Origin of the sequence: Candidatus Seribacter sulfatis (assembly GCF_964187635.1) — a bacterium.
GTDB lineage: Bacteria > Verrucomicrobiota > Verrucomicrobiia > Opitutales > Seribacteraceae > Seribacter > Seribacter sulfatis.
The window spans coordinates 32695-57646 of the sequence record NZ_CAXLMO010000016.1 but is presented as its reverse complement, the minus strand read 5'-3'; the positions used below and the strand labels follow the sequence as shown (position 1 = coordinate 57646).

Below are 24952 nucleotides of genomic sequence, written 5' to 3'. Positions count from 1 at the left end.
GAAAGGGATAAATAAGCCCAAAAACAAGGATTGTGAAAATACTTTTTATTGATTTATTTAAATTTAATTAAAATTTCTTAAGTATTGATTTATATTCGGGTCGATCTTTCCATTTCCGCAAATATTTTTTATATTCTGGAAGTTCAGTCCAGAAAATTCTCGGTGGTTGTGGAAGAACTGATCCACTTGGGTAGTCTTTTCCATTAACACTTTTTTCAATGGATTTGCGAGATTCCACAAGGATTTTTCGTAAATGAATTACTTGAGGGTGTTTGGGTCGAAATTCATTGGTAGATTCTGTCGAGTCGGTTAACAGGTTATACAGTTCTATTTTTCTTCCGATATCTTTTGGTTGAGAAATCATTTTCCAATCGTTGTCAATTATTGCCATTCGTCCACGACTGCTGAAAACTAAGGGTTTTTCCCTTTTTGAAATCTTCGAGCTGAAAAGCGGAGTAAGGCTTACGCCATCCATAGGATTGAGCATAGCAGATTCTTGGATACCGGCAATGTCTGCTATTGTGGGAAATATGTCTACTGAACCAGAAGGATATTTGCTGATTCGGCCCGTCTTTATTTTGCTGGGCCACTCTATTATTGATGGAACCCGAATCCCACCTTCATACAGACTACCTTTATAATCTCTCAATCCACCCGTGGTGGACGGGTTTATTTTGGGTAGTCCCCCGTTATCACTGGTAAACCAGACTAGTGTATTTCGATCGACTTCCATATCTTTAAGTCCTTTGCGAAGAGTCCCTATGCTTCGATCCATCGCTTTAAGTTCCGCATAGTGATCCTGAGAATTTTTATCTAGCTCTTTAAATTCTTTCCTATCTTCTTCGAGTGCCATCCAAGGGCTATGTGGAGTACCATACCAAATGACACAGAAGAATGGTTTTTCCTTTTTTGCTTCCTGCTCCATGAACTTAAGGGCTTCCTCAACTATGATTTCGGAGGAATCTCCCTTGAACTCTTCGATTTTTCCTTGGCGACTCATAATTGGGTTGAGGTCAAAAAAATTGGTAACTGAGAGCCATCTCTCAAAACCAAATACGTGGGGCCCATGAGGGTCTGTCTTTAGTATTGGAACACCCGCTCCTCGTAGTCCAGAAAGGTGCCATTTTCCGAAATGTCCAGTAGAATATCCCGCTTTAAGTAGGGCTTGCGGAAGTGTTTTTTCCTGTGTTCTTAATGCATAGCCGTGATCAAACACTCCGGTTCGATCATGGGTTCTGCCGGTTAATACGGTAGCCCGTGTTGGCGAACATACTGGACCTCCTGCATAGAATCGATCCAATCGTAATCCGCACGAGGCCATTTTATCTAAATTGGGCGTCTTCAGCACAGGGTGATTGTAATAGCCAGTTTGTCCCCACCCTTGATCGTCTGTCATGACAAGAACAAAATTTGTCTTTCCATCTAACAGCAGCAGAGTAGAAAAACTCAGAAAAAGATTAATTATTAAAATCTTCATTTTTAATTAAGCGTATAATTATTGTTTATTTTACGATAAGATTACCTTTCATAATTGTCCAGTGTCCAGGAAAACTACAAAGGAAAGGATAATTCCCAGTTTTTTTAGGTGCATTAAAGCGAAGTATTTCACTTTCTCCTTGCTTGAGCATTTTAGTATGCACAATTATCTTGTTGGATTTCGGAATAAACTGTCCGCTTTGAGCTGCAATTGGATCCTTTGCCATATTGTTCGCAGCAAGACCAACCTCTTCTACAGAATTTGGTTTAACAAGAACAAAGTTATGTGGCGTGGCATCAGGATTTCTGAATTCAATTCGTATCGGTTGATTTCTTTTTGCATATATATCTCCCTTCAAGGACCTCTTATATTCTCCAAGGTTTGTCTTTTCCATAAGTTCAACGGAATAAAGCATTCTTTCCTTCATGCAGGAAACTTTGACTTTAACTAGATTTTTTTGTCGGTCAAATTTGTTATCTTCTTTTGTTTGTTCTGCTTTTTTATAAACATTTTTTTGTCTGTTTAAAAAAGCATAAAGGAGTGGTTGTTTTTCTTCCAATTCTTCCGAATCCCAAAATTTTTTCATGGGTGCTGAACCAAGGGAAGTTTTAATGGCGTAGCTTAAGTGTTTATCATTGGGTTTACTGCTTACAACTTTCAGTGCTTCAAACGCACTTTTGGTACCGATATAACTGCAAGCAATTGCTGCTTCTAATCTTACAAGCCCATTTTTATCTCGAGCCGCTTTTAGTAATAAATCATCTCCCCTATTGGTCAATGAATGCCAATGTCTAAGTTGTCGTGTGGCTGCTGCCCGAGCGTTGTGGTTTTCACATTGAAGCAATTCCGCAAGGAGTTTTATATTAGATTGCTCCACATTCCGGTAAGTCCACAATGCCTCGACTTGATGATGCCTGAAACGTGGATCATTGGTATCGAGTTTCTTGACCCATTGGTCGAGTGCTTTTTTAACTAGAATTGGTTCCATCTCTCGAATCTCCCTTTTAGCCCAGTAACGGTAGCGATATTCTGGTCGTTTAAGCAGATTGAGCAATTGAGGAAGAGTAGCACCAGTAATTTTCGGTGGATTTACTTCTTTTGCTCCCTTTGGCAGGATACGCCAGATTCGACCGGACTTTCGATCTCTCCTTTCATCTCGGAGAGAATACTGGGCATGTCCCTTTACCGGGTTGTACCAATCGCAGACATACATCGCACCTCTTGGGCCGTATCTTAGATCAACTGGAATAAAGCTGAGATTAGAGGAAAATATAATATCTGAAACATACTCTTCTTCGTATCCGTATTCGTATTCTTTCCACTTTAATAGCTCCACCCGGTTGGTTGATTTATAGCGGACTTTAACCATCATCCCCTGTAATTCTTTTGGCCAGTTTGGAAAGTCAATAAATTCCTGTCCGCATACTCCTGAATAAGCCTGCATCCCACTAGGCTTTGGGTGTTGTTTTGGGTAAGGAGGGTCGAGTGCATGATGGGCAGAGGCAAAAATTGGGTAACTGGCAACATGCTGGCCCCAGTCATCAAAGGTAACTCCCCATGGATTTGTACTGGGGTGAGTTCCAAAAGCAGTGAGTCTGTGTAGCTTGGGTTCCCAGGCGAACCAGCCGCTATTTTGTTGTCTAACTGGGCCGTAGGGGGTTTCCACCTGAGTGTGGTGAAAAATAGATTCCCGGAAAATTAGGTCCCCGTCCGGAGTCCAGACAAAGTCATGAAGTGCATGGTGAGAATCTTCACACCCAAATCCAGTGAGGGGGATTTCTCGGAAGTCCGCTTTTCCATCTCCGTTGGTATCCTTAAGAAAAGTCATGTGCGGTTCCTCTGAGACATAGACTCCCCCATTCCCAAATTCGAATGACAGAGGAACATTCAAACCTTCTGCCCAGACTGAACATTGATCGGCTTTTCCGTCTTTGTCTAAATCTTCCAGGATTACTATCTTGTCATTTGGAGCCTGTCCCGGATAGACATGAGGGTAAGTGGTTGAACAGGATACCCACATTCTACCTTTTCCGTCCCATCTCATTTGAATAGGACAGGCAATGTCAGGAAATTGCTCTTCACTTGCAAAAAGAGATACCTCGAATCTGGGATCAACCTTAAAAGCCGCTTTTTCCTCCTCGGGTGACATCCATTTGTTAGCACCCCTACTCTCCTTGGTGATGGGCAAGGGAGGGACATTAGAATCATTGATGATGGGGGAAGGCTTTTTGCCTTGGGCAAGGCGGTGAATTTGCCGATCCCTATTCTCGGTCATCAGATCAAAATTTCTCATAGCGGGCAGAAAATCGAGGTACCCATAACTCCCTTTTCTTCCACCGGTGTAATAAAATGTGTTGAGTGGGCGGTATCGATAAAAATGTTGTCTGTTTTTTTCAATCACCGCGGCGCGTATATCCTTATCTACAGAGGGAGCCTCTTTTTGAAAAACTCCTTCGAATAAAATTTTTGCAAACTTAGAATATCCGAGGGCATTTAAATGTGCTCCATTTATGGTTAGGTCGTTTTTTTTCAGGAGCATTTCTGCAGCAGTTCCATCAAACACATTGACGAAGCCGACTTTTTGTTTGTCCGCAACTTTTTTCATGGACTTACAGTAAGCCTTAATGTTCTTATTATTCAGATTGGCTGCGGAAACACCGTTGACATTTTCGTTTGCGATTGGCGAGACCAGCACCAGAAGTGGTGCGGATTTCCCATTGTACGATTTTGACCCTAAATTTAACAAATAATTTGCCAGGCGAGTTTCAAAAGAGGAAAGTTCTTTTATTCCACCAAACGATTCGTTGAACCCAAAAGCAGCGATAATAATGTCTGCCTTCATTGCAGTAAGGTGTTGTTCAGTATCGGCAAAATTGGCGGGCCTTGGTTGCAGGTCAATCTCATCCGCTGACCAAGCCAAATTCCTAACCACCAAATTTAGATCGGGATGTGCTTTTTGTAGGATTGCCTCGAAATGGCCAAAATTTCGCATTCGATCAAAAAGGGTGTTTCCTAAGAGTGCAATGCGGGCATTCGCCTGTAACGTAAAGGGTAGCCTGGAGGGGATTGGGTTGGTAGATTCAGGCCTTTCTGCGTTGGATGCAAACATGGCGTATTTTCGAAAGTCTTCCTCTTCCGAGTGAAGGGAGATTGAGTAGAAAAATGCGAGGAGCCAAACGAAAGATAAGCTTGGGCCCTTAAACACTTTAGAGATTCTGTTCTTCATAAAATTCATTTTTTAATACAAGTTTTTTGATGAAAGTTTGGGTACCCGTTGGATTTATTGCTTTATTTTTCGCACTCTATTGGAAGTGCAATCACTGTAATCTGATAGAATCTATTAAGGGCAACGACCTATTATCTTTCAACTGTCAAAACACATTCAATTGAAAATTCTAAATGAGGGGTATTGTCTTTGGAAAACAGTCGATGTTCCCATCTGAAGTTAATTTCAGTGGGGTTTTAAAGTTCGCACTGAATTATAAGAAACCAAGTTACCGATTTATTCGGATCGAGATTCCCATTCCTCGGGAATGAGTGTGAGTAATCCCCGAGTATCCTCCACCTGTCACTCCAACTCCATTCATGTTCATTCCTCCAGTGTAAGGATTGACGAACACCGGAGCCGGACCTCGGGGTAAAACGATCAGTGAGTTTGGATTTTGGTTTTTGCCTAGGACCACAATTCTTTGTGGTTGCTGGTAAAGAATGGGTCCCCCGACGCTAGGCATGCCGTATAAATTTCCTGAGGGGATAAGCACAGTTCCCGTATTTTGGGTAACGGATCGACTTGCCTGAAAGGATATACTTGCCCGCCAGTTGTTTTCGATTAGATCAAAATTTACTCTCGTTGCATTAAACCTACTATACGCCCGGCCTAGTTTGTCATAGCCGTCCACCCAAGCAAGAAAAGGGGTAGGCCCGTTTCCTATCGCAACCGGAGGAAGTCCGGGATTATATAAGACCGTTTGGCCATACCCCACTCCGCCTGAATTTAAAATTTGTAGGAACATTTGAAGATGTCCGGGGTATTCCTTACCGACATAAAGATAGTTTTCAGTCGCTCCCTCATGCCATTTTAAAGTATAGGCCTGATCTTCAACGCTAAAAGAAGAAAGCTTGCTATTAAAAGATTTTCCATCTTTCCGAATAATACTTACGACCTCTGATTTTTTATCATAGGCTGTAATGGAAGCCACGATTTTACGAACCCCATCTGCACTCGTGAATGTGCGGGCTTCCATAAAAGAAACAATAAGTAGAAGGCAGAAAATATGCTTAAATAATGGCATTTACAATCAATCTAGTCCGAAACCCTTCAAATCGTCAAATCGCAAGCTTGCTTTTTAAAGCTTGTGCATTCCGAAGGTAAGACTTGGGATGTTCTCTCAAGCCCCAATTTAAAACCAAACCATCAATCATGAAAGTAACTTTATTCCTCTCCCTAATACTCTCTATTTTTACGGTAAACAAAATCTTAATATCCAAGGAGCTACCCTTTGGAGTCAGGCCCAATATCGTACTCATGATAACCGATGATCAAGGTTATGGACCGATAGGAAAGCACGGCAATCCTTGGATCCAGACACCTAATCTTGATAAGCTACACGGGCAAAGCACCCGCTTTGAAAGGTTCTTGGTCAGTCCCACCTGCTCGCCCACCCGAGCCGCCCTTATGTCGGGCCGTCACCCCATGAAAAATGGAATTACTCACACCATTTTAGAAAGGGAAAGGATGGCATTAAGCACGGTGACCCTTCCTCAGGTGTTATCGAAGGCGGGCTATGTTTCTGGGATATTTGGCAAGTGGCATTTAGGGGACGAGGAGCCCTACCAACCACATAAGCGCGGGTTTGACGAAGCCTTTATCCATGGAGCAGGTGGAATTGGACAGAAATTTAATTGCTCATGTGCTGATGTTCCGGGTAATCAATATTTTAATCCAACCATTCGTCACAATGGTTCCTTTGTAAAGACTAAGGGCTATTGCACCGACTTATTTTTCACCGCTGGAATGGGATGGATGAAAAAAATGAAAGACCAAGGGAAACCCTTTTTTGCCTATATCACGACGAATGCTCCGCATGGCCCTTTTATTGCTCCGCCCCAAAATGCAAAACGATTTACTGATCTTGGTTTCTCCGAAAGAGATGCCGGATTCTATGGAATGATAGAAAACATCGATCAGAATATGGGGCGGCTTATGAGCAAGCTCGACGAATGGAACCTCGCCAAGGACACAATCCTTATTTTTATGTCTGATAATGGCTCAGTTGGCGGAATGGTACGAGAAGGCTCCAAGCTTGGTATGTCCAAGGACGGCAAGCCTATGGAAGGTTTCAATGCGGGGATGAAGGGTGCAAAAAGTTCGGCTGATGAAGGTGGGGTTCGCGTGCCATTTTTTGTTCGTTGGCCAGGCAAATTCGCAGCCGACCAAGCGGTTGAAAGGATTTCCGCTCATATTGATCTTTTACCCACACTTGCTGCTATTGTGGGAATTGACCAGTTACCCAAGGGGCAAGTCGAGGGACGGAGCCTCCTGCCGCTAATCAAAAATCCACAAGCCAAGTGGAAGGACCGCTATCTTTTTACGCAGGGTGCCCGTTGGAAAACCGGTTCCGAACCGACTGATCATATGTGGAAGCGTTTTGCAGTTAGGAACGAGCGTTTTCGCCTAGTGGAGAACAAGCTCTACGATATGAAGAAAGATCCTTCGCAACTTTTGGATATTGCAGACAAAAATCCCAAAGTAGTTCAGTCGATGCGTTTAGCCTACGAAAAGTTTTGGAAGGAAACCCGCCCCCTTATGGTGAATGAGGAAGTTCCCATGTCTCCAACCCAACCCTACCATATACTTCATGCCAAGCAGTTAGAGAATGGCGGTATTCCGGACTGGAACGCACCCCCACTTTAACTAAAAGAATCTAAGACCATTAAAAAGAAAATTAGCTAAATCGTGGGTGTAAATTTGACTTAAATAATTGTTTTTAATGGTTTAAGTATGACTTTGTCATGAATGTAATTTTCCGAACATTTGTCCTCTTTTGGATATTACAACTCGTCCATTTAAGTTTGGGGGTAGATGCCAAGAAAGTTGCGTTTTTTGAAAAGAAGATTCGACCCATTTTGGTAGAGAATTGTTACGAGTGTCATTCGGAAAAAGCCAAAAAAGTGAAAGCAAATCTATATCTCGACACGCGGGCGGGTTGGATTCAAGGGGGAGACAGCGGAACGGTAATAGTACCCAAAAAACCTGGTCAAAGTTTATTATTTAAGGCGATAAGTTACGAGAGTAACGACCTGCGAATGCCGCCAGATGGCAAGTTGTCTAAAGAAGCGATTAAGAATCTCCAAAAATGGATTTTGGAAGGAGCGATTGACCCTAGGGAAAATGAGATGGGAATGAAAAAAAAGCAAAACCCTATTTCCTTAAAGGAGCTAGCAGATGTACGGGACTATTGGGCTTTTAAACCGGTTCAATCTCAGCCATTTCCCAAAGTTAAGATGGCGGGATGGGCCGAAGATTCAATCGATTATTTTGTTTTGGCAAATTTGGAGTCAAAAAAATTAACCCCCTCGCGGTATGCGGATAAATATACTTTATTAAGAAGGATTTATTTTGACCTCATCGGATTACCTCCAAGCCCAGATCAAATTAATGATTTTATTTCTGATCGCTCTCCGAATGCGTTTCCAAAAGTGGTTGATGAATTACTCGGCTCAGAAAGGTTTGGAGAAAGATGGGGTCGACATTGGCTCGATGTTGCTCGTTATGCCGATACTATTGGTGGAGGCCGGAACAACCCTTTTCCTAATGCCAGCCGTTATCGAGATTATGTGGTATACAGTTTTAATAAGGACAAACCCTTTGATCGCTTTGTTATCGAGCAAATTGCGGGCGATCTGATGCCTTCAAAATCTAAATTGGAATATAATGAATATCTTACAGGCACGGGATTTTTGGCTCTCGGTCCGCATAATTATGAATTACAGGACAAGGAACTCTTACGCATGGAAGTGGTCGACGAGCAACTAAGCGCGGTGGGTCGGGCGTTCATGGGCATTACTATGGGTTGTGCCCGCTGTCATGACCATCCCTTTGACCCGATTCTAACAAAAGAATACTATTCTATGGCGGGTATTTTTCGGAGCACTAATAGCTTGGTTCCAGGAAATGTAGCTAGTTTTCATGAAAGAGTATTGCAGGATGACTTTGGCACCCAACGAAAAGAACACGCGAGAGTCTTGACTTCTCTTGAGGAGAGATTGAAGGAAGCCATTTTAGCAGTTAGGTTATTAGGTGGTAAAAAGATAAGTTTGATTAGACAAAAAAGGAATTTAGACCCACTTTACTTAGACGGAATTGTTGTGGATGATTCAGATGCCAAATTGATCGGTAAATGGATTTCCTCGACTCACACAAATGGCTTTGTGGGAAAGCGATATTTGCATGATGACAATAAAGGTAAGGGTACTAAATCGATTACTTTTTCGGCAAATATTCCACGCAAGGGAGAATATGATGTTCAAGTTTCTTACACCGTTGGTTTAAATCGATCAAACAGAACTCCGGTGACCATTATGCATGCGGATGGCGAACATAAAGTCCTACTTGATCAAACAAAAGCCCCTCAAATACTGGGAGCGTTTAAGTCGGTTGGAAGATTTAATTTCGACAGGAGAGTAATGGAGGTCGTTCAGATTACAACAGAAGGAACGAGGAAGGTTGTGATCGCGGATGCGATCCGCTTGGTTCCGGTAATGAAAGTGCCTTCTCTCGACAAAACGGCGAAAAAAAGTACTGCTGATTCTAAAAAAAATAACATGCTTAAAGTTCAGATTAAGAATGCAGAAATACGAGTCGAGGAGCTGAAAAATTTAATCGTTGAGCACAATAAGAAGGCTCCGCCTAAAGCTGAAAAGGCATTGTCAGTTCGAGAGCAGAAGGCAGTTGGTGATTGGCATGTTCATCTTCGTGGAGGAATCCGTAATTTGGGACCGCTTGTTCCGCGGGGATTTTTGGTAGTCGCAACCCCGCGGCATACATCTCCATTTCCCCAGATACCTGAAGGATCAAGCGGTCGCCTAGAACTTGCCCATTGGGTATCCTCTCCTCAAAACCCCCTTACTGCTCGAGTATTTGTCAATCGGGCTTGGCATCATCTTTTTGGTCGTGGAATCGTATCGAGTACAGATAATTTCGGGAAAATGGGAAGTCGACCTACCCATCCAGAACTTCTCGATGACCTAGCACAATTTTTCATTGATAACAAATGGTCTATCAAGACACTTATCCGCAAAATTGTACTTTCGGCAACATATCAAATGTCTTCCACCGCAAATGAAAAGGCATTAAAGGAGGATCCGGAGAATCAACTATTTTCTAGACAGAATAGACGAAGACTGGATGCGGAGGCAATTCGAGACGCCATGCTATTGGCAAGTGGGCAGATTACATTTGAAAACTCGAAGGCAAATCAAAATCGTTCATTGTTTCAAAAGATTGACCGGAACAAAATTCCAGAAATTTTTACTGTCTTTGATTATCCCAATCCAGGATTGGTTTCAGGGAATCGTAACACTAGCACTGTTCCTACCCAAGCTTTGTTTATGATGAATAGTGATTTTGTAATGAGGCAAGCTGTGCTTACCGCTCAAAATATCTTCGGTCGAGAAAGTGTAGATGTCGAACTCAAGATTAAATTGGTTTTCCTGAGCTGTCTTGGGCGTGAGCCGAATTACGACGAAAAGAAACTGGTTTATAGTTACTTAGATCAAAGCCTGGACGGAGAAACTGGCACTAAAGCAATGGAAGGCCTTGTGCATTCTCTTTTTGCATGTTTAGATTTTCGATATTTGAATTAGGAAAGTAATGACTAGGTGTTTTCAAGAATTAACCCGAAGAAGTTTACTTCAAACAGTAGCTTGTGGGTTTGGTTCTATTGCCTTAGCCGGATTAGAAAATGTAAATGCTCAACCCTCAAGCTCCCTTCTTGCGAAGCCTCCCCGTTTTCCGCAACGAGCTAAACGGATTATCTTTATTTTTATGGCTGGTGGCCCGAGTCATGTGGATACATTTGATTACAAGCCTGAACTTTTTACGAAGGACGGAAAGGAGATCGATTTTGTAGGGGTTCGCACAAATACATTTGGTAAAGCGAGCAAACGCAATTTGATGAAACCTCTTTGGGATTTTAAGCAACATGGACAGTGCGGAAAGCATATTTCCTCTCTATTTCCCAATATTGCGAGCCATGTCGATGAACTGGCTTTTATTCACTCCATGCATACCGAGGGAGTGGCTCACGGTCCCTCAACTCTTTTCATGCATACTGGAGCAACTAACTTGGTTCGTCCATCCATGGGGAGCTGGATATCGTATGGACTAGGATCGGAGAATCATAATTTGCCCGCTTTCGTAACTATTTCTCCATCTACAAGCAAGGGCGGTCCGAGAAATTATGGGAATGCCTTTTTGCCATCCATTCACCAGGGAACCGCCCTTGGAAGAGCTGGGAATGTGAATGGAGCCAAGATTCGAAATGTAGAAAATGCCATGCTCGGTGATTCTCAGAGAAAAAGTCGCTTTGACCTCTTGCAGAATTTAAATACGGTTCAGTCGAATCGTTATTCGCATGATGATGAGTTGGAGGCGACTATTGAAAATTACGAATTGGCTTGGCGTATGCAGATGGAAGCGCCGGAATTAACGGATCTCTCCAAAGAAACCAAGTCGACCAAAAGTATTTATGGGATCGACGAGAAAGATACCGATGATTTTGGAAAGCAATGCTTACTGGCAAGAAGAATGGTAGAGCGAGGTGTTAGGTTCGTAAGTGTTAATTATTCGGATGAATCCGCTAATCCGAGGTGGGATCAACACAGCAACATGCCGAATCATGCCAACCATGCCAGAGCAACCGACAAGCCGGTTGCTGGATTATTACAGGACCTAAAAGCGAGGGGCTTATTGGAAGATACCTTAGTATGGTGGGGCGGGGAATTCGGAAGAACCCCTTTTTCTCAGGGAAAAGATGGGCGTGATCATAATCCACGGGGCTTTACAGTATTTTTAGCCGGTGGTGGAATTAAGCCAGGTATTTCTTATGGTTCGACAGATGAAATTGGAGGCACTGCTGTTGATAACCGTGTCCATATGCATGATCTGCATGCCACCATTCTACACGCAATGGGCCTGAATCATGAAAAATTGACTTACAGATCTGCAGGGAGAGATTTCCGACTGACCGATGTACATGGAAGTGTGGTAGAGGATTTGTTTTCTTGAGGTCTTATCCTTTAAACTTAGGATATCGAATTCAAAAAAGGCTAAAAGTATTCAATCTACAATGTAGTACGTTGTTGTTAAATTTAATTCAGGATCTTCATTCTGATAGTAAAGAGCTTGCAAGATTTGCTGACAGCTGTTATTTCTGATCGCTTTCTCTAATTTTTGTACCCCCCCAATTTATTATGTCAGAATTAAGTGATTTAACTATCAAGGTAGCGCCACGCGAACAAACTGGCCGCCAGGCTTGTAATAGACTCCGTGCATCCGGAAGGATACCCGCTGTTTTTTACGGCAAACAAATTAACAAGTCATATTCAATTGAAGATCGAGCAATGCGCATTCTTTTGCGAAAAGCTTCAGGATCATCGTCTTTGTTCCGTCTGCTTGGAGATAAAGGGGAAGATGAGCTTGTTTTGATTAAAGACATGCAAATGGATTCTATCAAAGATACAATAACTCACATTGATTTTATTCAGGTTAATCGTGGTGAAGATCTTCAAACTAAAGTCCCTCTTACTCTTCTTGGAGAAGCGGAGGGAGTCAAGACACAGGGTGGAATTTTAGAGGCACTGGTTAATGAAGTGGAAATTCGTTGCCGACCTAGTAATTTACCTTCTCAAATTGAACTTGATATATCAAAATTAGAACTTGGAGAAAATTTACAGGTTAAAGATTTGCCGGTAATTGAAGGAGTCGCTTATGTTGCAGAATTGGATGGAATGCTTGTTTCATGCGTAGGTAGTGCGGGCGGTCGTTCATCGGCAGAAGATAGTGAGGACGGGGAGCCGGAGGAAGTTGCTACAGATCAAGAATCTACCGAAGAGACAAAATCATCTGACTAATCCGGAATTTTTTATAATCTTAAAACCTTTCGATTGTAAATGACTCGTGGTAAATTTCGCAATAATTGGACTTGGAAATCCTGGAGATATTTATCAAAGCACTAGGCACAATTTAGGCTTTTGGTTACTTGATAAAATTGCAGAAAAAGAAAATGTCCGGTTTAATAATAGTAAAGAATTTCATGCCGATCATTTAATTATGAAACGCAAGGAAAAAAAAGTTCTTTTAGTGAAACCCAAAACTTTTATGAATGAGAGTGGGCGCTATCTTTCGAGTATCCTGAATTATTTTCGATGCTCCCCTGAGAATGTTATAGTGCTTCACGATGAATTAACTTTGCCATTTGGCGAAATAAAAATTTCCAAAAATAGAGGAGCCGGCGGTCACAACGGGGTTAGTAGTGTAATTTCATCACTTGGTAATTCCTTTGTGAGATTTAGACTTGGAATCGGCAACAAGCCTTTCCCTCAAATGAAACTTTCTGATTTCGTTCTTTCCAAACTTTCTGCTGAGGAATGTTTATTTTTAGAAAATAAAAAAGATAATTTTTATGACGCTCTATTTGGGATTTTAGATAACGGAATAGATGCCACAATGAATTTAATTAACCAAACAAAACGATCCCAATCAACCTCATGAACAAGAGAAACTACTTAGCAACTATTGTATACAATGCCCGCGGGGCAGATGGATCTTCTGACGAAATGATTCCAAAATTAAGTGAAATCATCCGCCAATCAGAAGGAGAAGTCACAAAAGTAGAAAACCAAGGTAATCACGATTTTATCTACCCACAAAGCAAGGAAGTGACCTCTGGAACTTACCTCCAATTCGAAATCGAGGCTGATGCAGAAATGCCTCTCCGCTTGAAAGAAAAATTAAAGCTAGAAAAAAAAGTTGATCGCGTTCTAATTGAGCGCAAGTAAAGTAAGTTAAATCTTCTTTACTACTTTAAATTTATTATGGCATCGTTAAACAAAGTTCTACTCATAGGAAATCTTACCCGTGACCCTGATGTAAGAATGATGACTAATGGTCGCCCAGTTTGCAATTTCGGGCTTGCCTTAAATCGCTCCTACAAGGACGCAGAGGGCAATCGTAAGGATGAGACTACTTTTGTTGATGTTGAGTCCTTTGGCCCTAGGGCAGAAGCGGTCGGTCGGTTTTTCACTAAGGGTCGGGCAATTTTTATCGAAGGGAGACTTAAGTTAGATCAATGGGAGTCTAAGGAGGGTGAAAAGAGAAGTGCACTTAAGGTGGTTTTAGATAGTTTCGAGTTTGTTGATTCCAAGCAAGAGGGTGGTTCTACTGCACCTAGAAGTGGGGAGCAGACAGCACCACCTCAGGCAAATGAAGCCCGACCAAAACCTTCCCCCGAACCGGCTCCAGAAAGCAACGACTTAGATGACGATGTACCTTTTTAATCACTGACAAATTTATAATTATGGCCACCACAGAAATACTACTCGTAGAACACATAAACAATCTTGGATCCGAAGGAGATGTTGTAAAGGTCCGACCTGGATTTGCACGAAATTATCTTTTGCCCCAGAAGAAAGCAGTTCCATTAAATCACGCAAATAAAAAACGTTTAGATTCATTAAAGGTTGCCCGTGCTGCCAGAGAGACTGACGAACTTCAGAAATCACAAGAGATTGCCACCAAGTTAAAGGATACAAAAATCGCCGTGGCGGTGAAGACGGGTGCGGGAGGAAAACTCTTTGGATCCGTGACTGTTCACCATATTCTTGAAAAGTTGAGTGAAAAAGGATTTACTTTCGATAAGAAACACATCACTTCATTTTCTCCGATCAAGGCATTGGGAATTAGTAAGATTTCGATTTCACTACACAAAGAAGTGGAAGCCGAAGTTGAAGTTGAAGTTGTATCTGAGAATCCAATTGAAGAGAGCGAGTAACTCTTACCTATTCGCTAATTAGCAGGATTATTTGAATGCCAAGTCTAGGAACTTCTTCTTCCAAAGAAAAATCAGTTCCTAAGTACCAAGGTTCTGGAGCCAAACATCAATCATCTGTTAAAGATACCATAGAGGGTAAACCTCTACCTAGCAATTTAGATGCAGAGCAAGGTTTACTCGCGGCTTGCATTATGGATACATCCGGTGAGGTAATGGGAAGATGTGCGGAGCAAGCAATTAGTGCCGATCATTTTTATCATTTAAATCACCAAATTATTTTCGAAGCACTTTTGGACCTTAATCGTGATAATAAGGCTGCGGATGAAATTTTACTGGCAGAAAAACTTGAAAGTAGAAAGCAACTAGAACAAGTAGGTGGACAAAATGGCTTATTTGAACTTACTTCAAGAATCGATACCACTGCCCATGCAACCTATTGGTTAGAGATCGTCAAAGAAAAAGCCCTTTTAAGAAGATGTATATATGTTGCTTTTGAAATTATAGACGGTGCGAATAACCTACAGGGTGAAGTCGATGATTTTCTTTCTGGAATGGAGCAAAGGGTCTGCGAGTTGGGTGATGATCAAAATACCCGTTCCTCTATTCATTTTAGAGAGCCGATACAGAAAGCTATGGGTGAGATCCAGAAAATGCTTTCGAAGGAAGAATCGGATGGTTTGTTAACAGGCTATAAAGATTTGGACAATCTGACAAATGGCTTGAAATCGTCAGAAATGATTGTTATCGCGGCCCGTCCTTCTGTAGGTAAAACAAGCCTTGCGATGAACATCGTCGAGAATATTTCCTTCTCCCACAAGTATATTAACAACCCAAAAAATATCTTAGTTTTTAGTTTAGAAATGAGTGCCTCATCATTAGCGATGAGATTAATATGCGGAAAGGCAAAGGTAAATATGAATGATTTGCGTAAGGGCTTTGTTGCAAAGAATTACGCAGAAAAACTCAATGAAATAAGTCAGCAATTTCAACAAGCTCCCATTTGGGTAGACGATACAAGTGGCTTGAGTATCAATCAAATCCGTGCAAAAGCACGAAGAGTTAAATCAAGGAATGGTCTTTCTTTAATTGTGATTGATTATTTACAGTTAATTTCAGGGGATCGTTATTCTTCTTCTCGGGAAAATGAGATATCAGTGATTTCAAGAGGATTGAAATCGATGGCAAAAGAATTAGAAGTCCCGGTTATTGTTCTTAGCCAGCTCAATCGAGATTCTGAAAAGGAGAAAAGGGACCCCCGACTTTCAGACTTGAGGGAATCCGGTTCAATTGAGCAGGATGCTGATATTGTTATGTTATTGGGTAAAGAAAGAAAGGGGGAAGATATTCGTGCAAGTGATGTTTCTCAGACTGGTGAAGAAAGCCAAGCAGATGACTTTGAGCCTATTAAGTTAATCCTTGCCAAGCAAAGAAATGGGCCTACCGGTTATGTAAATCTTGCATTTGTGCGGAAATATACGAAATTTGAAAGTGCACAATATGACCCCCGACTTAATTAAAAATTAAATGAATAAAATTCGTTCTCTTTTCCCCATCCTGTTCCTACTTTCTGGAATGATGATTTTATGGTCTCAAGTAGTTCCAGATGGTAAAACAATTTCTTCCATATCCATCGAATTGGAAGGCCCTGATACCATTGGGAAATCTTTTATTTTACAAAATTTACAAATAGAAACGGGAATCCCTTACAAATCCAACGCGATAGACAAATCGATTACTAACCTTATGGCAACGGGTGCGATTGATGATGTAAAAGTATTTTTGGACCCAGAAATAAGCACTGAACAAGAGGTGGCCTTAGTTTTTAAGGTCTATACAAAGTCTCGGATTGGAACGATTATCTTTGAGGGTAATGATAAGTTGTCCGATCGAAAACTCGAAAAGGAAATTGAAATAAGTATCGGGGAATTGTTGGACGAGTCTGAGATAAAAGCTGATCAACGGGCACTTAAAGAGTTATATTTAGAAAAAGGTTTTTGGAATTCTCAAGTAGACAGTCAAATTATAACCAAAGAGGAAGGAAGAAGCGTCTCAGTTGTATTTAAAATTATAGAAAATGAAAAACGAAAAATAGGTAAAATTATTTTCGAAGGAAATAAGAATATTTCAGATAAAAAACTCTTAAAGGAAATGGAAACAGCACCCTGGAGATTTTGGAGATTTTGGTCTAAAAGATCTCGTTACCGACCTAGTATCTTTGAAGAGGACTTAATTAAACTCAGAACTGCTTTCCGGGATCAAGGTTTCTTAGATGTCACAATTGAGCAAAGTGGAGTAAAAATTATTCCGAAAGGATCTAATTCTTTAGATGTTGTCATCCGTGTGGACGAGGGTGAGCGATCCTATTTCGGTGAAATATCTATAGTTGGTAATTCCGTCATTACTGCAAAAGATTTAAAGCGACTGGATAGTCGTGCTGACAAAGAACTAAAGACAGGGGATCACTATTCGCCAACACTTCTATCCGAGGAAAGAAATCGCTTGCGAAAGAAATACGGCGAGCAGGGTTATTTGGATGCTAGAGTGGTTTCGATTAGAAAGCCTAATCTTCGAACAGGACAAATTGATCTAAGGTTTGAGATTACGGAAAATAACAAATTTACAGTGAACACAATTCAAGTTCGGGGAAATGAGAAAACAAAAACAACTGCCATTGTTCGGGAACTTGCTTTGGCGCCAGGTGAGACGTTCGATTTACTTCGAATGGAAACGAGCGAATCCCGTCTAAGAAATACGCGTTTTTTCGAGAAAGTAACATTGGATGACGAACCAATTGCATCACAGGATCCAGAATTGCAAAGTAGCAGAAGAAACCTGGTAGTAAATGTAGAGGAGGGTCGCACTGGCCATGTTTCTTTTGGGGTTGGATTTAGTACTTTAGAGAAAGCGATGATGTTTGCCGAATTTAGGCAAGGAAACTTCGATATAATGAGATGGCGTAGTCCCCATCGCTTGCAGGGAGACGGGCAGAAATTCCGTCTTCGTTTAAAGCTGGGTGCTCGAAGTAATGAGGTTCGACTTGCACTTGAGGAACCCTGGTTTATGAATCGCAGGGTTGCTGCTGGATTTGAGTTATTTCGGGAAAAGTCTGATTACTACAGTTCATACTACGATGAAATGCGAGCAGGGTTTGAGGTCTATTTTAGAAAGAGATTATTCGAGCTTGTAGAAGGTCGCTTATTTTATCGTCTCGAAGATGTCATCATTAGTGATATCGGAATTGGTGTTCCTGCTTTCATAACTAACGATCCGAAATATGATCCATCGAAAAACGAAATTGACCGAACAATTTCTAAAGTGGGTCTTAGTTTAACCCGTGATACAAGAAATAGTATCTTATTTCCCTCCGAAGGTAGCATTGTTACCCTAAGAAAAGAATTTGCCGGTGGCCCATTTGGTGGAGATGCTGACTATGGCCGTTTCGAATTACAGGGAGCGAAGTTTTTTGAGACTTTTACTCCTATGGAACAAGTTTTATCGATCGTAGGTAGAACAGGAACACTGGGTCGTTTTGATGGAAAAGATGCAGATGTACCTTTCTTCGAAAAATTCTTTTTGGGGGGGCCTTATAATTTGAGAGGGTGGGACTATCGGGAGGCAGGGCCACAAGATTCAAAAGAACCTAATGGAGGAAATTCTTACAGTTATTTAAGTGCAGAGTATACTTTTAAAATTGCTGACCCATTGCGTTTTGCAGTTTTTTATGACGGCGGTTTTTTAAGAACCAATGATTTTAAATTTCTGCCTGGAGATGATATGGAAGGCTGGCATGATAATTGGGGATTGGGAGCACGCATAATGGTTATGGGTATGCCCCTTCGACTAGATTTAGGTTTCCCGATCTCGGATCCCTCAAAAACAGGTGGATCGCCGCAGTTTCATTTTTCTGGTGGTACACGATTTTAAACTTTCACTATTCATTCATTACCTAACTCACATCTAATATGCATAAGCTAATTCTCTTTTTGACCCCTCTCGCCTTTTTGTTTTTAATGCCTTCTTTTTCGACTGCACAAAAAGTAGCGGTGGTAGATGTACAGAAAGTTTTTGATGGATATCAAAAGGTAAAGGAAGCAAGAGCTAGATTGGACAAGTCCAAGAAAATTGCGATGGAGGAACTCGAAATTTTCCGTGCAGAAATGGAGAAAATTGTTAAAGAACTAAAAGAGATGGAGGATAAGATTAAAAATCCAAATATTGACAGTACGGATCTTAGAAAAAAATACCAAGAAAAAGTTGAAAAAGCGAAGGTCAAGCAGGACGATATGGTTTCTTACGATAAACGAGCGAAGGCTACCATTTCTCAAAGGCAAAGAAACCTACTTGTCGAACATCTTGCAGATATCCGTAAAGCGGTACAACAAGTGGCAGGTGCTAAAGGGTATGATTTGATTTTAAATTCTTCAGAAACGCAGTTGGGTGTATTTTATGCAGGAGATAAATTTAATGTGACTGAGGAAGTTATTATTACTCTTAACGCATCCCAAGGTAAAAAGTAAGTAGTCCGTTTAAAACTGCTCTGAAAGTAGGAGCTTATGAACTTTAAGATAGCTTTCGATCAACTTCTTGTGATCCTTCCTTCTGCGGAAGTAGATGGAACTTTAAAGATTTCTAGTTTAAGTGGCATCGCTGCACTTGAAAGAGCGGTTGAAGGTGATATTTCTTTTCTAGGTAATTCAAAGTACAAGTCATTAGTTTCAAAATCTAATGCATCTATTATTTTATTGCCTAAGAACTACATTGGTTCTCCAAAAGAAAACCAAGTTTTTCTTCGAATTGATGACCCTTCTCGTGGATTGGCTTCATTATGCAGCTTTTTAGAGGGTGAATTGTATCCCCCGCCAAAAGCTGAAATTCATTCAACTGCCTGGGTTGATTCAGGTGCAAAATTGGGTGCTGGAGTTGCCATTGGCGCATTTTGTTTTATCGGAAAAGAAGTTTTAATTGAAGCCGGCAGTATTATTGGAACTCATTGCCATATCGGAGATTTTGCAAAGATTGGTCGTAATGCGAATTTACACCCCGGTGTGAAGCTATTATCAAGGTGTGAGCTCGGTAATAATGTTGTAGTTAATGCGGGAGCTGTCATTGGATCCGAAGGCTATGGATTTGATCAGGCCGAGGGCTCTCATAAAAAGATACCGCATCTTGGAAAGGTTGTGGTAGAGGATGAGGTTGAAATTGGTGCAAATACATGCATAGACCGTGCTCGATTTGAGGAAACAAGGATTGGTGCGGGATCAAAAATTGATAATTTAGTTCAAGTAGGTCACAATGTAAGAATTGGAAAAGGTTGTTTAATCGTAGCTCAGGTTGGCATTGCCGGCAGTGTTGAGTTTGAGGATAATGTAGTGGTAGGCGGTCAGGCTGGGTTTGCGGGACATTTGAAAATTGGAAAAGGAGCGAAGATTGCCGGGCAGGCAGGTATTACAAAAAATGTCGAGCCTGGTGCATTCCTCAAAGGCAATCCTGCATTACCCTTTCAATTAGCACAAAGAATTTCTATTTTACAAAAAAGATTGCCTGAATTGTTCAATAGATTTGATGGCTTTGCCGATAAGGGGTAATTTTAAACTATGGAGAACGGAAAAAAACTAAAGATTTTTACAGGTAATTCAAGTAAGCCACTATCTCAGGAAATATGTGAATACCTTGATGTTCCTCTAGGAGATGCAACCGTAACTTCATTTCCTGATAATGAGAGCTTTGTCCGTTATAATGAAAATATTAGAGGGATGGATGTATTTTTAGTACAATCGACCTGTTCCCCTGCGAATCATAATGTAATGGAGTTATTAATTATGATAGATGCCGCTAAAAGGGCATCTGCAGCAAGAGTCACCGCAGTACTTCCATTTTTTGGTTATTCAAGGCAAGACCGAAAGGATCAACCACGGGTTCCAATTACCTCAAAATTAGTTGCAAACCTTTTAGTAGCAGCGGGTGCCAATAGAATTTTAACAATGGATTTGCATGCACAGCAAATTCAAGGTTTTTTTGATATACCAGTAGATCATTTGTATGCATCTCCTGTTTTCTTTGAAGAATTAAAAAGTCGTGATGTTCAAAATATGACCATTTTTTCTCCCGACGTGGGTGGAATGAAAATGGCAAATGCATATGCTGAGGTGCTAGGCTGTCCGCTTGGATTTGTGGCAAAACGACGAACTGGTGCAAGCACAGTCGAAGCGATGAATTTAGTAGGAGAGGTAGAGGGAAGAGAAATCCTCATGATTGATGATATGACAGAGACTGCGGGTACATTAACAGCAGCAGCAAAAATTTTGAAAGAACGAGGGGCAAAAAAAGTAAGTGCAATTGTAAGTCACTGTGTTTTGAACGAGACTGGGAAAGAGAGGCTAAGGCAAGGTATTCTAGATGAATTAATTACAACGAATACCGTGAATATAGATATTGGTGATCTCCCAATTAAGAAATTAAGTGTTGCACCCTTACTTGGTGAAGCAATTAGACGAACCAATACAGATAGTAGTATTTCAAGCCTGTTTCAAATAAAAGGTTTTTAAGTATTTTATAAAATTAGACAACCGCGTGGAGTAAATACGCTATGATAGTCATGAAACCAATTATTTTAGGCCTCATATTATTTACAGTGCTTGCGATTGGAAATGGGAACCTTTTTGCTCAGAATCGCAAACTTTCCTTAAAAATTGAAGATGGTGTTCTTGACCGCTCATTAAATAGAGCACCTAGTAGTTATTCTCCTGCTCTCAAGAAGGCGACTCCAGCTGTGGTTGCAGTAACTACTCAGCAAGTAGTTAGAAGGCTTTATCCAGGGGGAGGAAGTAGTCCGCGCGAAGAATTACTGAGGAGATTTTTTGGTTTACCCCTTTTAAATAATGCTAGAGTGGAAGAAGAAATGGTCCCTGCAGGGATAGGTTCGGGTGTCATTGTTAGCCCGGAAGGCCATACTATTACCAATGCTCATGTTATTACCGACCCGAGAACTGGTGAACTAGTGGAAGAGGTAACAGTTCAATTATCGGATAAAAGGCAATTCCAAGCCAAAATTATAGGTTTTGATCGATCAACAGATGTTGCGGTTCTGAAAATAGAGGATGATAAACCATTCCCACATGTAACTTTAGCAAATAGTGATCATTTAGAGGTGGGTGATATTGTTTTTGCAGCTGGAAACCCTTTAGGAATTGGTATGACGGTAACCATGGGAATAATTTCCGCGACAAAGAAATCAGAATTAGGTGTTCTTGACTTGGAGGGTTCATATGAGAATTTCATTCAAACGGATGCAGCAATTAATAGAGGGAACTCCGGTGGACCATTGTTAGATGCAGTGGGTCGTTTAATCGGTATAAATACCGCAATAATTTCTCAAACTGGTGCAAGCATGGGAATTGGATTAGCGATTCCGGTTAATATGGTTCAAAAAGTACTGACCGACTTGGTTGAAAGAGGAGGAGTGAGAAGAGGTTTTCTTGGTGTTGAATTAGCACCTTCAAGTGATGGTACAGGTGTAATCGTTACAAAGATAGTACCGGGAAGTGCAGCAGATCTCGCTGGCTTTGAACCAAAAGATCGAATTATAAAGGTGGACTCTCAAGCAGTTGACTCAATCAATCAATCGAGGTTGGCAATCTCTCAAACTGCACCGGGCACAAAGATAACGATTGATGTTATCAGAGGAGGAAATAAAAAAACATTATTTGTTACGCTCGATTTAATGGGAGGTAAAAATAGAATATCAATGCCTGGCGTCTCCTTGGAAGAGTTGAGTGTGGAAAATCGATTACGGTTTCAAATACCACCTACAACAAAGGGAGTGGTTGTGACAAAATCCACTGGTAATGCCGAAACCTTTAAGGAAGGCGTAGTAATTGTGGAAATTAATGGATTCCAGGTAAATTCGATTCAAGAAGTTGAAGAACAGATCAAGAGTGGAATTAATCGTTTTTATGTATGGTACCGTAACAAGTACCGATTTTTAGCTTATCGCGTTCCCTGATATACGATTCAACTGCCTGGCTTTATTGGATCAATTAGTTTTAATTCATCCGGGATTTCGCTCGGGTCATAAGTTGGAAAATGAAGCTTGAGAAGCGGCTGGAATGAGACACCAAAATCTAACTCATGAGTACTTCGGTCCACCAGTGAAGTTACGGCACAAATAGTGCACTCTGTTTCATTCAGTATAGATAGAGCTTCGGTAACCCGGCCTCCTTTAGTAACAACATCTTCGACCAGTAAAACATTGTCTTTCTTAGACAAAGAAAAGTTTCTGCGCAGTTCAAGTTTATCTTCCACTTTCTCTAAAAACAAAAAGCGACAGTTTAGTTGTCTGGCAACTTCCTGCCCAAGTACAAGCCCGCCCATTGCAGGAGCAACAATAGTGTTGGGGGTTGGACAATCTAATTGCTTTATGAGCAAACTTGCTAAAATGGAAACTTTGTCCAAGTACTGACAAACTTGTGCGCATTGGAAAAAATGCCCACTACGCTGGCCCGATCTTAAAATGAAATGGCCAGTGAGAAGTGCTTTAGTTTCTTTGAAGATAGATATTACCTGATCATCGGTTTTATTTTCCATCAATTCACCATTTTGAAATAGGAAAATTTAGCAACAGAATTCACTCATTTATCTAATCTGCTTGAAATAAGTATTTAGGTTCTAAGAAAAGCCGGCGAATATGACCTCTATTTTTTTGAGACAGTTGGGTTTTTCCAGCCTAAATTAATTTTCGGTCCCATGTTATAAAGTTTTGCATTAATATTTCGGAGTTCTTGTTGATTATCTTCTATCAATTTATCCATCGATAGTCGGGCATTTTGCAAATTTGATGAGGCGGTTAAGTATTCTTCCGATGCTTTGAAGCTAGGAATTTTTGACTGAATGGCATTATCTTGATCAAATTTAGCTTTGCATTTATCGCAGCAAAACCCGACTTTTCTCCCTTTGAAAATAGAAAATTTTTCGTCTACGATTTCTTTTTTAGATACGGGGCATTTGTTGTTAAATGGGGTTTTATCTTGAGTACGTAGGCCAATTTGAATGGTCTCTTCTTCCTGTATTTCGAACTTTAAGGTTTCCACTGCAATTAGTTTTTTTAAAGAATCTTGCCTGTCTTTTTTCTGAGCAATGAGAGCATTATAAGTTGGTGAGTCTACAAAATGTTTTTTCAATGATTCTGCACCCTGAGGTGTTACTTTGGTTTGCCATAAAAAAAGTTTATTAAGTTTACCCAGTTTTTGAAGGTGAGGAAGAGACGCATCGGATATTTGAGTGCCATAAAGATTCAGGTACTCTAGGTTGGGTAATTTGGATAAGTGAATGGAGGATTTGTCTGTTATTACAGTATTTTCAAGATGCAACCGAGAGAGAAGTCCATATTTGGTAAGGGATGCAATTCCATTATCAGTAACCTTTGTCCTGGCTAGATTTAACCAAACAAGTTGTTCGGCAATTGGTTCTAGTAACATAATTTTCTTATCATCAAAATTTTGTCCTGCATAGGAAGCATTTACATATATCGCATTAGTATTTTGAGCGATTGGCATAGCTAAAATTCCTGCTTTCCGTAGATTGTTGAGTGCTTTGGGACTCGCTGGAGGCACGATGGGAAGCTTGGGTTGCAATATGATATTTTTGGATATCAATTTCTTCGGCATATTGGCTAAGATGTGAAAGGCAGATTTTTGAGTTTTATCATCTAGGTCAGAAATCTGTAGGTCAAAAGATGCTCCTATCTTAATCCATGCCTTCATAACTTCAAGTTCCTGTCGTGTCACAGGATTGTAGTGGTCAGAATCTTCCATCGGGGGCATGGCTTCTTCGTCTTCTTTGGGCAGGGTAATACGATAAATGAGTTCACTCTCTTCAATGTTCCCCTTTACGATAATGTCTGCACCTACCCCGCTACCACCCTTTAGAAAGTCTTTTTTTGTATGAAGCTTTAATTTGCCTTTGCTTTTGTTTTCTCCATGGCATTCTTGGCACTTAGCTGCAAACACCGGAAGAATGAGACTGTCGTAAACATTTTTGTCGGATTTATCACTCTTGCCATGGACAAAAATTGAATTAGTTAAGATAAAAACGGTAGCAGTATAGATAAAGAGCTTCATAATTCGATTGGGAAAAAGTAATTGATAAGTATTATAAAACTTATTGGTTTCGTAAATTGGAGCAAGTGAATGATTATTAAATGAATAAAAAAATTGATTGGAGTAAAGAGCTTTGGTGCATTCTTTTTTTTGGATGTATAGGATTTACTATTTGGCCCTTGATGGTTTATTATTTATCCCAAGCTTTAGGAGTACATTATTTTATTGAACTGCCACTTAGAGTTTGGGCAGAGAATAAAGTTTATGGTCCACTTGCCTACTTTAATTTTCGCTCCCTTCTTAGTTTGTTTTTTTTGTGCTTTCCTTAC

The 24952-nt window shown here is 40.7% G+C and carries 19 protein-coding genes; 14 read left to right on the top strand and 5 right to left on the bottom strand.

Annotated features, from left to right (window positions below; all coding sequences use genetic code 11):
• Positions 1–67: 67 nt before the first annotated feature.
• The 3 genes from ACKPQ5_RS02380 to ACKPQ5_RS02370 all read right to left on the bottom strand — a co-directional run bounded on the left by ACKPQ5_RS02380 (position 68) and on the right by ACKPQ5_RS02370 (position 5769).
• A complete protein-coding gene (locus ACKPQ5_RS02380) occupies positions 68–1477 on the bottom strand; it encodes a sulfatase family protein (RefSeq protein ID WP_407677492.1) in 1410 nt (469 codons plus the stop codon).
• 25 nt (positions 1478–1502) lie between these two features.
• Positions 1503–4703: a PVC-type heme-binding CxxCH protein gene (locus ACKPQ5_RS02375; protein ID WP_407677491.1), complete on the bottom strand. Its 3201-nt coding sequence runs from the start codon at positions 4701–4703 to the stop codon at positions 1503–1505.
• Positions 4704–4971: 268 nt separating this feature from the next.
• Entirely contained in the window at positions 4972–5769 is a 798-nt protein-coding gene (locus ACKPQ5_RS02370) for a hypothetical protein (protein ID WP_407677490.1), read from the bottom strand.
• Positions 5770–5897: 128 nt separating this feature from the next.
• On the opposite strand from ACKPQ5_RS02370, the gene ACKPQ5_RS02365 reads away from it, so the two are divergent.
• From ACKPQ5_RS02365 to ACKPQ5_RS02300, 14 genes are all read left to right on the top strand, one after another.
• Positions 5898–7391 carry an arylsulfatase gene (locus ACKPQ5_RS02365; RefSeq protein WP_407677489.1) on the top strand — a complete coding sequence of 498 codons (1494 nt, stop codon included), beginning with the start codon at positions 5898–5900 and terminating at the stop codon, positions 7389–7391.
• A gap of 98 nt (positions 7392–7489) precedes the next feature.
• On the top strand, positions 7490–10342 hold the full coding sequence (locus ACKPQ5_RS02360) for a DUF1553 domain-containing protein (protein ID WP_407677488.1): 2853 nt from the start codon (positions 7490–7492) through the stop codon (positions 10340–10342).
• 7 nt (positions 10343–10349) lie between these two features.
• Positions 10350–11765 (top strand): DUF1501 domain-containing protein, encoded by a 1416-nt coding sequence (locus tag ACKPQ5_RS02355; RefSeq protein WP_407677487.1) that lies wholly within the window; start codon positions 10350–10352, stop codon positions 11763–11765.
• Positions 11766–11950: 185 nt separating this feature from the next.
• Positions 11951–12610 carry a 50S ribosomal protein L25 gene (locus ACKPQ5_RS02350; RefSeq protein ID WP_407677486.1) on the top strand — a complete coding sequence of 220 codons (660 nt, stop codon included), beginning with the start codon at positions 11951–11953 and terminating at the stop codon, positions 12608–12610.
• A 46-nt stretch (positions 12611–12656) separates the two neighbouring features.
• Entirely contained in the window at positions 12657–13250 is a 594-nt protein-coding gene (gene pth, locus ACKPQ5_RS02345) for an aminoacyl-tRNA hydrolase (RefSeq protein WP_407677485.1), read from the top strand.
• Positions 13247–13537: a 30S ribosomal protein S6 gene (locus ACKPQ5_RS02340; protein WP_407677484.1), complete on the top strand. Its 291-nt coding sequence runs from the start codon at positions 13247–13249 to the stop codon at positions 13535–13537. The genes pth and ACKPQ5_RS02340 overlap by 4 nt, the downstream gene beginning before the upstream one ends.
• Positions 13538–13573: 36 nt before the next feature.
• The gene (ssb, locus tag ACKPQ5_RS02335; RefSeq protein WP_407677483.1) at positions 13574–14035 is read left to right on the top strand and encodes a single-stranded DNA-binding protein; all 462 of its coding nucleotides are present in this window, start codon (positions 13574–13576) and stop codon (positions 14033–14035) included.
• 20 nt (positions 14036–14055) lie between these two features.
• The gene (gene rplI, locus ACKPQ5_RS02330; RefSeq protein WP_407677482.1) at positions 14056–14529 is read left to right on the top strand and encodes a 50S ribosomal protein L9; all 474 of its coding nucleotides are present in this window, start codon (positions 14056–14058) and stop codon (positions 14527–14529) included.
• Between the two features lie 35 nt (positions 14530–14564).
• Positions 14565–16046: a replicative DNA helicase gene (dnaB, locus tag ACKPQ5_RS02325; protein WP_407677481.1), complete on the top strand. Its 1482-nt coding sequence runs from the start codon at positions 14565–14567 to the stop codon at positions 16044–16046.
• 7 nt (positions 16047–16053) lie between these two features.
• Positions 16054–18453, top strand: coding sequence for an outer membrane protein assembly factor BamA (gene bamA / locus ACKPQ5_RS02320; protein ID WP_407677480.1), 2400 nt, complete (start codon positions 16054–16056; stop codon positions 18451–18453).
• 86 nt (positions 18454–18539) lie between these two features.
• Positions 18540–19046, top strand: coding sequence for an OmpH family outer membrane protein (locus ACKPQ5_RS02315; protein WP_407677479.1), 507 nt, complete (start codon positions 18540–18542; stop codon positions 19044–19046).
• A 36-nt stretch (positions 19047–19082) separates the two neighbouring features.
• On the top strand, positions 19083–20114 hold the full coding sequence (lpxD, locus tag ACKPQ5_RS02310; RefSeq protein ID WP_407677478.1) for a UDP-3-O-(3-hydroxymyristoyl)glucosamine N-acyltransferase: 1032 nt from the start codon (positions 19083–19085) through the stop codon (positions 20112–20114).
• Positions 20115–20123: 9 nt separating this feature from the next.
• Positions 20124–21074, top strand: coding sequence for a ribose-phosphate diphosphokinase (locus ACKPQ5_RS02305; protein WP_407677477.1), 951 nt, complete (start codon positions 20124–20126; stop codon positions 21072–21074).
• A 50-nt stretch (positions 21075–21124) separates the two neighbouring features.
• Positions 21125–22531 (top strand): trypsin-like peptidase domain-containing protein, encoded by a 1407-nt coding sequence (locus tag ACKPQ5_RS02300; RefSeq protein WP_407677476.1) that lies wholly within the window; start codon positions 21125–21127, stop codon positions 22529–22531.
• An 8-nt stretch (positions 22532–22539) separates the two neighbouring features.
• On the opposite strand, the gene pyrE is transcribed toward ACKPQ5_RS02300, so the two are convergent.
• Entirely contained in the window at positions 22540–23112 is a 573-nt protein-coding gene (gene pyrE / locus ACKPQ5_RS02295) for an orotate phosphoribosyltransferase (RefSeq protein ID WP_407677475.1), read from the bottom strand.
• A 107-nt stretch (positions 23113–23219) separates the two neighbouring features.
• Positions 23220–24644, bottom strand: coding sequence for a c-type cytochrome domain-containing protein (locus ACKPQ5_RS02290; protein ID WP_407677474.1), 1425 nt, complete (start codon positions 24642–24644; stop codon positions 23220–23222).
• Positions 24645–24952: the final 308 nt, after the last annotated feature.